The sequence below is a fragment of the Delftia acidovorans SPH-1 genome (assembly GCF_000018665.1).
In the GTDB taxonomy this organism is placed as follows: domain Bacteria; phylum Pseudomonadota; class Gammaproteobacteria; order Burkholderiales; family Burkholderiaceae_C; genus Comamonas; species Comamonas acidovorans.
The window spans coordinates 732,501-748,171 of the sequence record NC_010002.1; the positions used below are offsets into that span (position 1 = coordinate 732,501).

14 protein-coding genes and 2 rRNA genes (1 of these 16 only partly in view) are annotated in these 15,671 nt (G+C 63.7%); 12 read left to right on the plus strand and 4 right to left on the minus strand.

Features of this window, described 5'->3' with window-relative positions; all coding sequences use genetic code 11:
• Positions 1-2,022, plus strand: a 23S ribosomal RNA gene (locus DACI_RS03370); it begins 854 nt to the left of the window's first position.
• Between the two features lie 125 nt (positions 2,023-2,147).
• A 5S ribosomal RNA gene (gene rrf, locus DACI_RS03375) occupies positions 2,148-2,260 on the plus strand.
• 154 nt (positions 2,261-2,414) lie between these two features.
• Here rrf and DACI_RS03380 read toward each other — a convergent pair.
• On the minus strand, positions 2,415-3,182 hold the full coding sequence (locus DACI_RS03380) for a class II glutamine amidotransferase (RefSeq protein WP_012202593.1): 768 nt from the start codon (positions 3,180-3,182) through the stop codon (positions 2,415-2,417).
• A 138-nt stretch (positions 3,183-3,320) separates the two neighbouring features.
• On the opposite strand from DACI_RS03380, the gene DACI_RS03385 reads away from it, so the two are divergent.
• Positions 3,321-3,950 carry a hypothetical protein gene (locus DACI_RS03385; protein WP_225971028.1) on the plus strand — a complete coding sequence of 210 codons (630 nt, stop codon included), beginning with the start codon at positions 3,321-3,323 and terminating at the stop codon, positions 3,948-3,950.
• A 63-nt stretch (positions 3,951-4,013) separates the two neighbouring features.
• Here DACI_RS03385 and DACI_RS03390 read toward each other — a convergent pair whose 3' ends face one another.
• The 3 genes from DACI_RS03390 to DACI_RS03395 form a co-directional block, all read right to left on the minus strand.
• Positions 4,014-4,202, minus strand: a complete 189-nt coding sequence (locus tag DACI_RS03390) for a 4-oxalocrotonate tautomerase (RefSeq protein WP_012202595.1) — start codon at positions 4,200-4,202, stop codon at positions 4,014-4,016.
• Between the two features lie 17 nt (positions 4,203-4,219).
• A complete protein-coding gene (locus tag DACI_RS30920) occupies positions 4,220-4,474 on the minus strand; it encodes a cysteine-rich CWC family protein (protein ID WP_012202596.1) in 255 nt (84 codons plus the stop codon).
• A gap of 80 nt (positions 4,475-4,554) precedes the next feature.
• A complete protein-coding gene (locus DACI_RS03395; protein WP_012202597.1) occupies positions 4,555-6,747 on the minus strand; it encodes a malate synthase G in 2,193 nt (730 codons plus the stop codon).
• A 304-nt stretch (positions 6,748-7,051) separates the two neighbouring features.
• On the opposite strand from DACI_RS03395, the gene DACI_RS03400 reads away from it, so the two are divergent.
• The 9 genes from DACI_RS03400 (at position 7,052) to DACI_RS03440 (ending at position 15,659) form a co-directional block, all read left to right on the plus strand.
• Positions 7,052-7,987: a LysR family transcriptional regulator gene (locus DACI_RS03400; RefSeq protein WP_013804758.1), complete on the plus strand. Its 936-nt coding sequence runs from the start codon at positions 7,052-7,054 to the stop codon at positions 7,985-7,987.
• Between the two features lie 28 nt (positions 7,988-8,015).
• On the plus strand, positions 8,016-8,621 hold the full coding sequence (locus DACI_RS03405; RefSeq protein WP_012202599.1) for a DUF3016 domain-containing protein: 606 nt from the start codon (positions 8,016-8,018) through the stop codon (positions 8,619-8,621).
• A 107-nt stretch (positions 8,622-8,728) separates the two neighbouring features.
• A complete protein-coding gene (locus DACI_RS03410) occupies positions 8,729-9,175 on the plus strand; it encodes a DUF2214 family protein (protein ID WP_012202600.1) in 447 nt (148 codons plus the stop codon).
• A 54-nt stretch (positions 9,176-9,229) separates the two neighbouring features.
• A complete protein-coding gene (argS, locus tag DACI_RS03415; RefSeq protein ID WP_012202601.1) occupies positions 9,230-10,927 on the plus strand; it encodes an arginine--tRNA ligase in 1,698 nt (565 codons plus the stop codon).
• Positions 10,928-10,947: 20 nt separating this feature from the next.
• Positions 10,948-11,637: an SPOR domain-containing protein gene (locus DACI_RS03420; RefSeq protein WP_012202602.1), complete on the plus strand. Its 690-nt coding sequence runs from the start codon at positions 10,948-10,950 to the stop codon at positions 11,635-11,637.
• Positions 11,638-11,718: 81 nt separating this feature from the next.
• Positions 11,719-12,369, plus strand: a complete 651-nt coding sequence (locus DACI_RS03425; protein WP_012202603.1) for a thiol:disulfide interchange protein DsbA/DsbL — start codon at positions 11,719-11,721, stop codon at positions 12,367-12,369.
• Between the two features lie 171 nt (positions 12,370-12,540).
• Entirely contained in the window at positions 12,541-13,203 is a 663-nt protein-coding gene (lptA, locus tag DACI_RS03430) for a lipopolysaccharide transport periplasmic protein LptA (RefSeq protein ID WP_013804753.1), read from the plus strand.
• Positions 13,200-13,988, plus strand: a complete 789-nt coding sequence (gene lptB / locus DACI_RS03435; RefSeq protein WP_012202605.1) for an LPS export ABC transporter ATP-binding protein — start codon at positions 13,200-13,202, stop codon at positions 13,986-13,988. The genes lptA and lptB overlap by 4 nt, the downstream gene beginning before the upstream one ends.
• Before the next feature lie 54 nt (positions 13,989-14,042).
• Entirely contained in the window at positions 14,043-15,659 is a 1,617-nt protein-coding gene (locus DACI_RS03440; RefSeq protein ID WP_012202606.1) for an RNA polymerase factor sigma-54, read from the plus strand.
• Positions 15,660-15,671: the final 12 nt, after the last annotated feature.

Below are 15,671 nucleotides of genomic sequence, written 5' to 3' on the forward strand. Positions count from 1 at the left end.
CACTGTTTAGGCTAGGGGGTCATGGCGACTTACCAAACCTATGCAAACTCCGAATACCGCAGAGTACAGCTTGGGAGACAGAGCACCGGGTGCTAACGTCCGGACTCAAGAGGGAAACAACCCAGACCGCCAGCTAAGGTCCCTAAAATTGGCTAAGTGGGAAACGAAGTGGGAAGGCTAAAACAGTCAGGATGTTGGCTTAGAAGCAGCCATCATTTAAAGAAAGCGTAATAGCTCACTGATCGAGTCGTCCTGCGCGGAAGATGTAACGGGGCTAAGCCAGTTACCGAAGCTGCGGATTTGCAATTTATTGCAAGTGGTAGGAGAGCGTTCTGTAAGCCTGTGAAGGTGCCTGGTAACGGGTGCTGGAGGTATCAGAAGTGCGAATGCTGACATGAGTAGCGTTAAAGGGGGTGAAAAGCCCCCTCGCCGTAAGCGCAAGGTTTCCTACGCAACGTTCATCGGCGTAGGGTGAGTCGGCCCCTAAGGCGAGGCAGAGATGCGTAGCTGATGGGAAACAGGTCAATATTCCTGTACCGATGTGTAGTGCGATGTGGGGACGGAGAAGGTTAGCTCAGCCAACTGTTGGATATGTTGGTTCAAGCCTGTAGTCGTGCCTGGTAGGCAAATCCGCCGGGCTTAGATGAGGGGTGATAACGAGTCTGCTTGCAGACGAAGTGAGTGATACCCTGCTTCCAGGAAAAGCCACTAAGCTTCAGCTACACACGACCGTACCGCAAACCGACACTGGTGCGCGAGATGAGTATTCTAAGGCGCTTGAGAGAACTCTGGAGAAGGAACTCGGCAAATTGATACCGTAACTTCGGGAGAAGGTATGCCGCAAGTAGGTGAACTTGAACAAAGGGAGCCCAAAGCGGTTGCAAAAAATCGGTGGCTGCGACTGTTTAATAAAAACACAGCACTCTGCAAACACGAAAGTGGACGTATAGGGTGTGACGCCTGCCCGGTGCTGGAAGATTAAATGATGGGGTGCAAGCTCTTGATTGAAGTCCCAGTAAACGGCGGCCGTAACTATAACGGTCCTAAGGTAGCGAAATTCCTTGTCGGGTAAGTTCCGACCTGCACGAATGGCGTAACGATGGCCACACTGTCTCCTCCAGAGACTCAGCGAAGTTGAAATGTTTGTGATGATGCAATCTCCCCGCGGAAAGACGGAAAGACCCCATGAACCTTTACTGTAGCTTTGTATTGGATTTTGAACGGATCTGTGTAGGATAGGTGGGAGGCTTTGAAGTGAGGACGCTAGTTCTCATGGAGCCGACGTTGAAATACCACCCTGGTGCGTTTGAGGTTCTAACCCAGGTCCCTTATCGGGATCGGGGACAGTGCATGGTAGGCAGTTTGACTGGGGCGGTCTCCTCCCAAAGCGTAACGGAGGAGTTCGAAGGTACGCTAGTTACGGTCGGACATCGTGACGATAGTGCAATGGCATAAGCGTGCTTAACTGCGAGACTGACAAGTCGAGCAGATGCGAAAGCAGGACATAGTGATCCGGTGGTTCTGTATGGAAGGGCCATCGCTCAACGGATAAAAGGTACTCTGGGGATAACAGGCTGATACCGCCCAAGAGTTCATATCGACGGCGGTGTTTGGCACCTCGATGTCGGCTCATCTCATCCTGGGGCTGTAGTCGGTCCCAAGGGTATGGCTGTTCGCCATTTAAAGAGGTACGTGAGCTGGGTTTAAAACGTCGTGAGACAGTTTGGTCCCTATCTTCCGTGGGCGCTGCAGATTTGAGGAAGCCTGCTCCTAGTACGAGAGGACCGGAGTGGACACACCTCTGGTGTATCGGTTGTCACGCCAGTGGCATTGCCGAGTAGCTAAGTGTGGAAGAGATAACCGCTGAAAGCATCTAAGCGGGAAACTCGTTTCAAGATGAGATCTGCCGGGGCCTTGAGCCCCCTGAAGAGTCGTTCAAGACCAGGACGTTGATAGGCTGGGTGTGGAAGCGCAGTAATGCGTTAAGCTAACCAGTACTAATTGCTCGTGAGGCTTGACCCTATAACTTTGATGACGTGATCATCAAGGTGGTTATGCCAAGTAAGGCGCAGTCAAAATACAAAGCTGATTTACAGACTCTATGAATTCGTTGTGTTGCTCCATGAGCAGCATGACAACAAGTTATGCCTGATGACCATAGCAAGTTGGTACCACTCCTTCCCATCCCGAACAGGACAGTGAAACGACTTTGCGCCGATGATAGTGCGGGTTCCCGTGTGAAAGTAGGTCATCGTCAGGCTCTTACAGCCCAAGAAACCCCGTAGCCCAAAGCTACGGGGTTTTTTGCATTGGGATGCAGGAAACGGGGAAACAGGCAGAACAGCCGAAACGGACATCCCAAAAAAAAGAGAGCGCTGACGCGCTCTCTTTTTTCATCCTGAATGCGCAATGCTTCAGAGCGGCAGGCATTCACCCTGTACAAATACCTTGAGTTCACCCGACTGGATTGATGTCCAGGTTTCATTCTTGGTCAACGGTGCAGTGACGATGATGGCCACACGGTCCTGTGGTGTGGTCTCCCGGGCGAAGTCCACGGTCAGGTCCTCATCCGACAGATGGGCCTGGGCAAAGGGGTGGCGACGCTCGATGTAGCACAGGTGTGTGGTGGCATGGGCCCACAGCGCTTCGCCGTTGGACAGCAGGAAGTTGAAGGTACCGTGCGGCGAGATGCGCCTGGCCAGTTCGCGCAGCGTGTGCGTGAGTTCCTGGACGCTGGGCAGGCCGGCATGGGACTTCCAGAGCTCCTGGAGAATCCAGCAGAAGGCCTGCTCGCTGTCGGTATTGCCTACCGGATGGAAGTGGGCATGCAGTTTGGGAGCGAAGCCCTTGAGATCCCCGTTGTGGGCAAAGACCCAGTTGCGACCCCACAGTTCACGCACGAAGGGGTGGCAGTTCTGCAGGCTTACTGCGCCCTGCGTGGCCTTGCGGATGTGGGCTATGACGTTGCGGCTCTTGATCGGGTACTCGCGTATCAGCTTGGCGATGGGCGAGTCGATGGCGCGCTCGTAGCCGACGAAGTGGCGCAGGCCCTTGTCCTCGAAGAAGGCGATGCCCCAGCCGTCCGTATGGTCGCCGGTATTGCCCGCCCGCTGGGTGAACCCCGAGAAGCTGAAGCGCACGTCGGTGGGCGTGTTGCAGTTCATTCCAAGCAGCTGGCACATGGCGGTATCGTTGTTTGCGTAGTTCAAGCCATAGCCTAACGCCTGGCGCGGCAGCTGCAAGCACAATGCGGGGCAACGGCAAAAAAACGGAACACACCCATGCCCATCCTCTGTCTGCATACGGCGCACAGCAACGCCGTGATCTTCGAGCAGGCTGCTGCCGAACTGGGCTGGCCGGCCCACTCAATCGTTCATCAGGTGCATGAGGAACTGCTGTTGGAGGCGGAGGCTGCAGGTGGCATGAATGCGTCGCTTCGGCAGAAAACGGCAGGGCAGCTCGATGCGCTGGCAGACCCTGCCGATATCGATGCCGTGCTGCTGACCTGCTCGACCCTGGGCCCGGCCGTGGCGGATTGCCGCAGTGGCAAGGTCTGGCGTGCCGATGGCATGCTGGCGCGCAAGGTGGCCGCTGCCTTGCAAAGTGACCCCGAAGCGCGCATTGCACTTCTGTGCGCCGCTCCCACGACGTACGAAGCCACGCGCAATCTGTTCATGGGAGAACTGCAGCAAGGCAACGCAGATCAACGCATGCAGCTGCAATGTGTTGAAGGGGCGTGGGCTCTTTTTCGCAGGGGTGATGTCGCCGGCTATGTGGCGTGCATGGCCGATGCGGCTGTTCAGGCCCATGCTGCCGGTGCTACCCAGGTGGCCCTGACGCAGGTGTCCATGGATGATGTTGCCAGGCACTGGAAGCCAGATGCCTCCATGCCTGTGCCCTGGACGGTGGCTGGGAGTGCACTGCAGGCACTCATGGAAATACGGGATTAAAGACCAGTTTTCATGAAACAAGGCAGCCAAAGCTGCCTTTTGCATGCATTGAGCGAAAGATCCTCAGCTGCGTTCGGACCAGAGCTTGCCGCCTGTGGCCCAGTTTTCGCGCTTGATGTCGGTGATCAGGATGTCCACCGATTCGGGCGAGCCACCGAGGACTTCAACCGAGACGCGCGTGATCTCTTCGACCAGCTTGCGCTTTTGTTCGACGGTGCGGCCTTCCATCATTTCGACGTGGTATGTGGGCATGTCAATCTCCTCAGGGATCAAGTTCTAGGGGGGTGGGTCGGCGACATCATATCGGCCGACGCGGGCGGTCGAGGCTTGTCGGTGCCAAGCGCGCAGGCGGGGCACAGGCAGGCCTTGTTGAGCAGTGGCTCCGGAATGCGGGCCAGTGCATCGGGTGCCACTGGCGTGTCCATGCACCAGCAACTCAGCGGATCAACGCCCGCAAGAATGGCGCATTGATTGCTGCGGCCGCACAGGGGACACAGGCTGGCATCGGGGGGAGGGGCACTCATCGTGGTTCCGAGTGTAGGCCCATGAAAAAAGCACCTCAGGCAAGCCTGGGTGCTTTTGCAGCCTTGGGCGCCGCCAGGTGTCAGGCGGCTGCCTTGACCTTCAGGCGCCAGGCATGCAGCAGGGGCTCGGTGTAGCCACTGGGTTGCTCCTTGCCCTTGAAGACCAGGTCACAGGCGGCCTGGTAGGCCATCGAGGTGTCGAAGTGGCCGGCCATGGGCTTGTACAGTGCATCGCCCGCGTTCTGCTGGTCAACCACGGCGGCCATGCGCTCGAAGGTCTCGCGCACCTGGGCCTCGGTCACGATGCCGTGCTGCAGCCAGTTGGCGATGTGCTGGCTGGAGATGCGCAGCGTGGCGCGGTCTTCCATCAGGCCCACGTTGTGGATGTCGGGCACCTTGGAGCAGCCCACGCCCTGGTCCACCCAGCGCACCACATAGCCGAGGATGCCCTGGACGTTGTTGTCCAGCTCCTGCTGCTTCTCGGCGGCGCTCCACTTGTCTTCCTTGACCACGGGCACCTGCAGCAGGTCGGCCAGGATGGTGGCGCGCTCGGCGTCGGCATTGGTCTGCTCCAGCTGCTTTTGCACTTCGGCCACGTTGACCTGGTGGTAGTGCAGGGCGTGCAGCGTGGCGGCCGTGGGCGAGGGCACCCAGGCGGTATTGGCGCCTGCCTTGGGGTGGCCGATCTTTTGCTCCAGCATGGCCTTCATCAGGTCGGGCATGGCCCACATGCCCTTGCCGATCTGCGCCTTGCCGCGCAGGCCCAGGCCCAGGCCCACGAGCACGTTGCTGCGCTCATAGGCGGCCAGCCAGGCGCTGCCCTTCATGTCGGCCTTGCGGACCATGGGGCCGGCATACATGGCGGTGTGCATTTCGTCGCCCGTGCGGTCCAGGAAGCCGGTGTTGATGAAGGCCACGCGCGATGCGGCGGCGGCAATGCAGGCCTTGAGGTTGACGCTGGTGCGGCGCTCCTCGTCCATGATGCCCAGCTTGACGGTGTTCTCGGGCAGGCCCAGGACCTTTTCCACGCGGCCGAACAGCTCGCTGGCGAAGGCGGCTTCCGCGGGGCCGTGCATCTTGGGCTTGACGATGTAGACGCTGCCCGTGCGCGAGTTGCGGATGCCGTTGGCGCCCAGACCCTTGATGTCGTGGACGGCGATGGCCGTGGTGACCATGGCGTCCAGGATGCCCTCGGGAATTTCCTTGCCGTTGCCCCAGAGGATGGCCGGGTTGGTCATCAGGTGGCCGACATTGCGCACGAACATCAGCGAACGGCCATGCAGCTTGACGGGCTTGCCATCAGCGCCCGTGTACTCGCGGTCGGCGTTCAGTCCGCGCGTCATGCTCTTGCCGCCCTTGTCGAAGGTTTCGGTCAGCGTGCCCTTGAGGATGCCCAGCCAGTTGGCATAGCCCACCACCTTGTCTTCGGCATCCACGGCGGCCACGGAGTCTTCCAGGTCCAGGATGGTGGACAGGGCGGCTTCGACCACCACGTCGGCCACGCCGGCGGCATCGGTCTGGCCGATGGCCGTGGTCTTGTCGATGCGGATGTCGATGTGCAGGCCGTTGTTGAGCAGCAGCACGGAAGAGGGCGCCGCGGCATCGCCCTGGTAGCCGACGAACTGGGCGGTGTTCTTCAGGCCCGTGGTGCCGCCGCTCTTGAGCGCGACGACCAGCTGGCCAGCTTCCACGCGATAGCCGGCGGCATCCTTGTGCGAGCCCGATGCCAGCGGGGCTGCCTGGTCCAGGAAATCACGTGCGAAGGCGATCACCTTGGCGCCGCGCACGGGGTTGTAGCCCTTGCCCTTTTCCGCGCCGCCGTCTTCGCCGATGGCGTCCGTGCCGTACAGCGCGTCATACAGCGAACCCCAGCGCGCGTTGGCGGCGTTCAGCGCATAGCGGGCGTTGAGAATGGGCACGACCAGCTGGGGACCGGCCTGGATGGCCAGTTCCGCATCCACATTGGTGGTGGTGGCCTTGGCATCCTTGGGCTGCTCGACCAGATAGCCGATCTGCGTCAGGAATTGCTGGTAGCCGGCCATGTCGGTGATGGGGCCGGGATGGGCCTTGTGCCAGGTGTCCAGCTCGGTCTGCAGGCGGTCGCGCTCGGCCAGCAGGGCGGCATTGCGAGGAGCCAGATCGTTGACGATCGCGTCGAAGCCTTTCCAGAACGCCTCGGGAGCGACACCGGTGCCCGGGAGCACTTGTTCATTGATGAAACGGTGCAGCTCTGTAGCGACCTGCAGGCTGTGGGCTTGGGTGCGATCGGTCATGGTGGGAACCCCGGGTTGGATGGATGGAAAGGCTTGGCAGACCCTTTTCGGGCCTGACTATAAGGAATACTTTATTAGATTTATTTGCGTACATAAATAGACCATAAATCTTAAAACTCGTGACTTTTACGCAAAAATGTGGGAAGGTTATGCGCGCGCCAAAACCGGCCGGCTTTGGCGCACAGCCCTATGCATGGTGCACATGGAGGACAGCCAGTGCCCACTATGCAAAAAGGCGAGTCACAGGAGACGGGTGTGCGGTCGCATGCCCCACAAGAACACGGAAAAGAAACGGACAGCGGTCATGGACAAGCTCAAGGCATTCGAGTCATTCGTATCGGTGGCAACGCGCGGCAGCCTCACGGCGGCGGCCAAGGCGGAAGGCGTGGCGCCGGCCATCATGGGGCGGCGCCTCGATGCCCTGGAAGAGCACCTGGGCGTCAAGCTCATGGTGCGCACCACGCGGCGCATCTCCCTCACGCATGAGGGCAGCGCCTTTCTTGAGGATTGCCAGCGCCTGCTGTCCGATGTGTCCAACGCCGAGGCCAGTGTCAGCGCGGGCGGGGTCAAGGCCACGGGCCACCTGCGCATCACGGCGCCGGCGGGCTTTGGCAGGCGGCACGTGGCGCCCCTGGTGCCGCTCTTTCGGGATCTGCACCCGGATGTGACGATTTCCCTGAACCTCAGCGACCGCGTGGTCGATCTGGCCGGCGAAGGCTTTGACTGCGCGGTGCGCGTGGGCGATCTGCCCGACTCGGCCCTGGTCAGCGTGCGCATTGCCGACAACCGGCGCCAGTGCGTGGCCACGCCTGCCTATCTGGAGCGCCGGGGCACGCCACGCCACCCCAGCGAGCTGACCCAGCACGACTGCCTGACGCTGTCCAGCGACGCCTCGCAGACGCGTGGCTGGGCCTTTCGCATCCCCCATCCCGACAGCGGCACCAGCGAGGTCGTGCACTTCAAGCCGGGCGGCCCGCTGGACTGCTCCGACGGCCAGGTACTGCACGACTGGTGCCTGGGCGGCTGGGGCATCGCCTGGCGCAGCACCTGGGAGGTCGAGGCCGAGATCACCTCGGGCCGCCTGGTGGCCGTGCTCGAAACATTCGCGGCGCCGCCCAATGGCATTTTTGTCGTCTTTCCCCAGCGCAAGCACATGCCGCTGCGTGTGCGGCTGTGGATCGACTATCTCAAGCACCACTACGAGCAGCCGGATTTCTGGCGGCGTACCCACGCGGCCTGAGCGGGCCGCCCAGCAAGGAGGAATGAGCATGGCAGTGTCGATAGCGACGAAAGCGGTATCCGCAACGCAGGGCGGGGCCCCAGGACGGCGGCGCTGGATGCGCATGGCGCTGGGAGCTGCCTGCCTGGGCATGGTGGCGGGCTGCGCCGTCCAGGGGTCGGGGCAGGGCCGGCCGGACGGGATGCGGCAGGGCGCGGTGCCTGCCGGCATCGTGAGCGTGACCTTTGACGATCCCTCGCGGTTCGACGCCGGGCGCAACGGACCCCAGGAGTCCGAGAAGGCGCGCCGCGCCTGGGTCGATGCGCTGGCCCAGTTCCTGGCCGAGCGTGCCGCGCCCAGGCTGCCCCAGGGCCAGCGGCTTGAAGTTCACCTCACCGATGTGCAGCGCGCAGGCGGCTTCGAGCCCTGGCGCGGGCCCCAGGCTGCCGATGTGCGCATCGTGCGCGACATCTACCCACCGCGCATCGACCTGCGCTTCAAGCTGCTGGGAGCCGATGGAAAGCTGCTGCGAGAAGGCAGCCGCCAGCTGCGCGACGCCAGCTTCATGATGCGCCCGGACCTCTATCCCAACGATCCGCTGCGCTACGAAAAGACGCTGCTGGACGACTGGGTGCGCGCGGAACTGGGGCGCTGACCGGACCGCAGTGGTCTACCGATTGCCTCGGACATCACGATGGCAGTCCCCGTTTCTGGCGTAATGGACGCTTGGCCCAAGAGGCCCAATTTCTATACGGATTCCCCATGACGATAGAAGCCATCCTGGCCAGCCTCCACCTGCTGGCCATCCTCACCTTCGTGGTGTTCCTGTCCAGCCAGGCGGCGCTGTGCCGCAGCGAGTGGATGAACGCCGCCGTGGTGCAGCGCCTGGCGCGGCTGGACATGATCTATGGCCTTGCCGTGGTCTTCCTGGTGCTCACCGGCATCGCCCGTCTGGTGTGGGGCGTCAAGGGCATGTCCTGGTACGTCTCGCAGCCACTGTTTCATCTGAAGATGACTTTGTTTGTCGTCGGCGCGCTGCTGTCGATCAAGCCCACGCTGGCCTTCCGGCGCTGGCGCCGCGCGCTGGATGCCGGCCAGGGCCTGCCCCAGCCGGCCGAGGTCGCCAGCACGCGCCGCTGGGTGATGTGGCAGGCCCATGTGGTGCCCGTGATCGCCGTCGTCGCGGTGTTCTGGGCGCGGGGCATGTAGGCTCCGTTTTCCTGTCCGGCGGCATGGGGTGGGCCTGCCACGTAGAATCCGCCGATGCTCTCCGTCAAACAGGAACTGCTCGCGGCTCTGGCCGGCGAGCTTGAAACTTTGTCGCCCGGCGCCGGTGCCCGTGCCGCTTTTGAATCCCCCAAGGTGGCTGCCCATGGCGATTTCGCCTGCACGGCCGCCATGCAGCTGGCCAAGCCGCTCAAGCTCAACCCGCGTTCGCTGGGCGAGCAGCTCAAGGCCGCACTGGAGGCCACGCCGTCCTTCCAGCGTTGGGTCGATGCCATCGAGATCGCCGGCCCCGGCTTTCTGAACATCCGCCTCAAGCCCGCCGCCAAGCAGCAAATCATCCGCGAAGTGCTGGAGCAGGCCGAGAAGTTCGGCTGGCTGGCCGACCGTGGCGCAAAGATGCTGGTCGAGTTCGTCTCCGCCAACCCCACCGGCCCGCTGCACGTGGGCCATGGCCGCCAGGCTGCGCTGGGCGATGCCATCTGCAACCTCTATGCCACCCAGGGCTGGGGAGTGCACCGCGAGTTCTACTACAACGACGCGGGCGTGCAGATCGACACGCTGACCAAGAGCACGCAGCTGCGTGCCAAGGGCTTCAAGCCCGGTGACGAATGCTGGCCCATCGATCCCGAGAATCCGGCAAGCAAGGCCTTCTACAACGGCTCCTACATCCAGGACATCGCCGACGACTTCCTGGCCTGCAAGACCGTCAAGGCCGATGACCGCGAATTCACGGCCAACGGCGATGTCGAGGACTACGACAACATCCGCCAGTTCGCCGTCGCCTATCTGCGCAACGAGCAGGACAAGGACCTGCAGGCCTTCAACCTGCACTTTGACGAGTACTACCTCGAATCCAGCCTCTACACCAACGGCTATGTCGAGGACGCGGTGCAGCGCCTGATCGCGGGCGGACATACCTACGAACTCGACGGCGCGCTCTGGCTCAAGTCCACCGACTACGGTGACGACAAGGACCGCGTGATGCGCAAGCAGGACGGCAACTACACGTACTTCGTGCCCGATGTCGCCTACCACATCCAGAAATTCAAGCGCGGCTACTCCAAGGTCGTCAACATCCAGGGCACGGACCACCACGGCACCATCGCGCGCGTGCGCGCCGGCCTGCAGGCCGCCGACGTGGGCATTCCTGCCGGCTATCCCGACTATGTTCTGCACACCATGGTGCGCGTGGTGCGCGGCGGCGAGGAAGTCAAGATCAGCAAGCGCGCCGGCTCCTACGTCACGCTGCGCGACCTGATCGAGTGGACCAGCAAGGACGCGGTGCGTTTCTTCCTGCTGTCCCGCAAGCCCGACACCGAGTACACCTTCGACGTGGACCTGGCCGTGGCCCAGAACAACGACAACCCCGTGTACTACGTCCAGTACGCCCATGCGCGCATCTGCTCGGTACTGGCCGCCTGGGGGGGTGACGCGGCCACGCTCAAGGACGTGGACCTGTCGGCGCTGGAAGGCCCGCAGGCCCAGGCGCTGATGCTGCAGCTGGCCAAGTACCCGGCCATGCTGACCTCGGCCGCAGAAGGCAATGCGCCGCACGACGTGACGTTCTACCTGCGCGAACTGGCTTCGCTGTACCACAGCTACTACGACGCGGAACGCATCCTGGTGGACGACGAAAAGGTCAAGCTCGCCCGCCTGGCGCTGATCTCGGCCACGCGCCAGGTATTGCACAATGGCCTGGCAGTGCTGGGCGTCTCGGCCCCGCAACGCATGTAACTTCGAGCGACAAGCGATCTATGAAGACACAGCAACGTGGGGGCACCGTCATCGGTCTCATCATCGGCATGATCGTCGGGCTGGCAGCAGCCCTGGCCGTCGCCGTCTATGTGACCAAGGTGCCCGTGCCCTTTCTCTCCAAGGGCGGCAAGACGGCCGACCAGGACGCGGCCGAGGCCCAGCGCAACAAGAACTGGGACCCCAACGCACCGCTGCAGGGCAAGAACCCGGCGCCGCCACCACCGGCCGCCGTCACGCCCAGCCTCCCCGGCAGCACCGCGCCAACCGCTCCCACCCCGCCCGCCGTGGCAGGAGGCGTGACTCCGCCACCCGCGCCCGTGGACCCGGCCAAGCCGCCCGCCAAGCCCGAAACCAAGGCCGATGGCAAGAGCTCGGCCGATCCGCTGGGTGACCTGGTCAAGTCGCGCTCCGCCGCCGCCGAGAAGGCGGAAAAGGCAGAAAAGGCCGACGCCGCCTTCAACTACTTCGTGCAGGCCGGCGCCTTCCGCAGCCAGGGCGATGCCGATGCGCAGCGCGCCAAGCTGGCCATGCTGGGGTGGGAGGCGCGCGTGAGCGAGCGCGAGCAAAACGGCATCACCATCTTCCGGGTGCGTGTGGGTCCGTTCACCAAGCGCGACGATGCCGAGCAGCTCAAGCAAAAGCTCGATGGCGCCGGGGTCGAGTCCACGCTGGTGCGCGCCGCACGCTGAAAGCGCGTTGCGACAAGAGCGCTGAACTTTTGGCGGGCCCCTGCCTCCTAACCTGCAGCATTGAACGAGGAGTTTGTTTTGATGAATCGCCGCGACTTTTCCCTGGCTGCCTCGGCAGCCGCTGCCAGCGCACTGACGCTGGGCACTTCCGCCGCCCAGGCCCAGGCCGCAGCGCCCAAGGAGGGCAAGGACTACATCAAGCTGGCCAAGCCCGCACCCACCAGCGCCGGCGCCGGCAAGGTCGAGGTGGTCGAGTTCTTCTGGTACAGCTGCCCGCACTGCAATGCGTTCGAGCCCACCTTTGCCGCCTGGAAGAACCAGGCGCCGGCCGACGTGGTCGTGCACCGCGTGCCCGTGGCTTTCAACGCCACTTTCGTGCCCCAGCAAAAGCTCTACTACGCCTTCGAAGGCATGAACCTGCTGGACACCATGCATGCGCGCGCCTTCCACGCCATCCATGTGGAACGCAACCGCCTGGCCAAGGACGAGGACATCTTCGCCTGGGTGGGCAAGCAGGGCGTGGACGTGGCCAAGTTCAAGGAGGTCTACAACTCCTTCACGGTCTCCAACCAGGTTCGCAAGGCCACCCAGCTGCAGCAGGACTATGACGTGGAAGGCGTGCCGGCCATGGGCGTGGCGGGCCGTTACTACACCGACGGCACCAAGGCCGGCAACATGACCAATGTGCTGCGCGTGGTCGATCATCTGATCGCCACCAGCCGCAAGGGCTGAGGCCCGGGCCTCGGCCCAGCCAAGCCGCGACAGGCCCGCCATTGCGCGGGCCTGTCGCTTTTGGAAACCTCTTTTTGTGCCTTTGTGTCAGCGCTTTCCGTGCGCGTTGAAAGACGCCAGGAACGGTTGCGCGCGACACCCCCTACAATGGATGCAAGAAGCGTGCCCTCCATGAAACAACGACTTTCCTCCCTCCTGCTCGCCGCCGCCCTGGCGGCTTTCGCCGGTATGGCCCAGGCCGAAAAGGCCGACAGCACCAAGCCCATGAACATCGAGGCTGATGCGCTGCGCCATGACGAACTCAAGCAGACCAGCGTCTTCACTGGCAACGTGGTGATGACCAAGGGCACCATCGTGCTGCGCGGCGCCCAGCTCGATGTGCGGCAAGACCCTGAAGGCTTTCAGTACGGCGTGGTGACGGCCGAGGCGGGCAAGCGTGCCTTCTTCCGCCAAAAGCGCGATACCGTGCCGGGCCAACCCGAGGAATTCGTGGAAGGCGAGGGCGAGGTCATCGAATACGACGGCAAGGCCGACCTCGTGAAGTTCATCCGCCGCGGCGAACTGCGCCGCTATCGCGGCGGCCAGCTCAGCGACGAAATCACCGGCTCCATCATCGTCTACAACAACCTCACCGACGTGTTCACCGTTGACGGGCAAAAGACCAGCGGTGGCCAGCCCAGCTCCACGGCCGGCCAGGGCGGTCGCGTGCGCGCCGTGCTGGCGCCCAAGGAAGGCACGCCGGGCTCGCAGCCGCGCGCCCCCGCAGCGGGCACGCCGGGCACGTCCCTGCAGCCCAGCAACAGCCTGGACAGCCTCGGCGGTACCAAGCGATGAGCGGGCAAGCCGCAGCCCCGGCTGCCACTGCACGCGCCGACCAGGGCAGCAGCCTGCAGGCACGCCATCTGGCCAAGTCCTACGGCAGCCGCAAGGTGGTCAAGGACGTGTCGCTGTCCGTGAAAAAGGGCGAGGTCGTGGGCCTGCTGGGCCCCAACGGCGCTGGCAAGACCACCTCGTTCTACATGATCGTGGGCCTGGTGCGCAGCGACGGCGGCGACATCTTCATCGACGGCCAGGCCGTGGGCAACATGCCCATCCACCAGCGCTCGCGCCTGGGCCTGTCCTACCTGCCGCAAGAGGCATCGATCTTCCGCAAGCTCAGCGTCGAGGACAACGTGCGCGCCGTGCTGGAGCTGCAAAGGGACGAGCAGGGCCGGCCGCTGGCGCGCAGCGTCATCGAGGAGCGCCTGACGGCGCTGCTGCAGGAATTGCGCGTGGACCATCTGCGTGCATCGCCTGCGCTGGCGCTGTCGGGCGGCGAACGCCGCCGCGTCGAGATCGCGCGTGCCCTGGCCACGCAGCCGCGCTTCATCCTGCTGGACGAGCCCTTTGCCGGCATCGACCCCATCGCCGTGATCGAGATCCAGCGCATCATCGGCTTTCTCAAGGCGCGCGGCATCGGCGTGCTCATTACCGACCACAACGTGCGCGAGACGCTGGGCATCTGCGACCATGCCTTCATCATCAGCGACGGCCACGTGCTCGCCCAGGGCACACCCGAGGAGATCGTGGACAACGCCGAAGTGCGGCGTGTCTACCTCGGCGAACACTTCCGGATGTAGCGCCATGCCCTGCCTGGCCCGTCTGCGAGACTGTCTGCGCGAAGGAGCTGCCGCTTGAAGCCCGGTCTGTCGCTGCGCGTCTCCCAGCATCTTTCGCTCACTCCCCAGCTGCAGCAGTCGATACAGCTGCTGCAGCTGTCCACGCTGGAGCTGGCGCAGGAAGTGGAGCAGATGCTGGGCGACAACCCCTTCCTGGAGCTGGCGAACGAGGAGGGCGATCACGATGCGGCTGCCGGCACCCGCGAGCCTGCCGCGCCCGGCGCCGAGGCCACGGAGTCCTTCCAGGAAAGCCGCGCAGACCAGCCTTCGGCGGCGGTGGAGTGGGAGCCCTCGTCGGATGCATCCTCCGGCGATGCCGTGGAGACTTCCGGCACGGCCGAGTCCCTGAGCTGGGAAGGCGACGGCCAGACCAACTCGGGCAACGATGACCGCGACTGGGGCAGCGATGCGCCCTCCAGCCGCACGCGCGGGCAGGGCGAGGAAGACGAGGCCGATGCCACCGAACTGGCACGCAGCGCCGAAAGCCTGACCGACCACCTGCACCGCCAGGCCCTGAGCCTGCGCCTGGGCGAGGTGGACCGCGCCGCACTGCGCTTTCTGATCGAGAACCTCAACGACGACGGCTACCTGGAAGACCCGCTCGACGAGCTGGCACAGGGCCTGGCGGGCGACGATCTGGAGGAGTGCGAGGAACTGGTGCACCGCTTCACCGTGGCGCTGCGCCTGCTGCAAAGCCTGGAGCCCGTGGGCGTGGGCGCGCGCGACCTGGCCGAATGCCTGACGCTGCAACTGCGCGACCAGCTGGCCGATGCCGAGCGCGAAGGCAGCGGCAGTGCCGAGGACGAAGACCGGCAGGCCGTGCTGCGCACCGCGCTGGACATCTGCGCCCAGCCCATGGACCTGCTGGCGCGGCGCGACCTGCGCAAGCTCGCCAGCCTGTGCGGTGCGCGCGAGGAGCGGCTGCGCGAGGCGCTGGTGCTGATCACCCGGCTGGAGCCACGCCCGGGCCGGCGCTTTGCCGACGTGCAGCGCCAGATCGTCGTGCCCGACGTCATCGTGCGCCCCGTGCGCAGCGGCGCGGGCCGCATGGACTTCAGCGTGCAGCTCAACCCCGACGTCATGCCCAAGCTGCGCGTGCACGACATCTATGCCAGCGCGCTGCGCAGCCACAGGGGCAGCGAAGGCCATGCAGCGCTGCAGCAGCGGCTGCAGGAGGCGCGCTGGTTCATCAAGAACATCCAGCAGCGCTTCGACACCATCCTGCGCGTGTCGCAGGCCATCGTGGAGCGCCAGAAGAACTTCTTCGTGCATGGCGAACTGGCCATGCGCCCGCTGGTGCTGCGCGACATTGCCGATGCGCTGGGCCTGCATGAGTCCACCATCAGCCGCGTGACCACGGCCAAGTACATGGCCACGCCGCAGGGCACCTACGAACTCAAGTATTTCTTCGGCTCGGGCCTGGGCACCGAGGCCGGTGGCAATGCCTCCAGCACGGCCGTGCGCGCGCTGATCAAGCAGTTCGTCGCGGCCGAAGACCCCAAGAAGCCGCTGTCGGACAACCAGCTCGCCGACATGCTCAAGGAGCAGGGCATCGAATGCGCGCGGCGCACGGTGGCCAAGTACCGCGAGCTGCTCAAGATCCCGCCGACCACGCTGCGCAAGGCGCTGTAGCCCAGGCGCGCA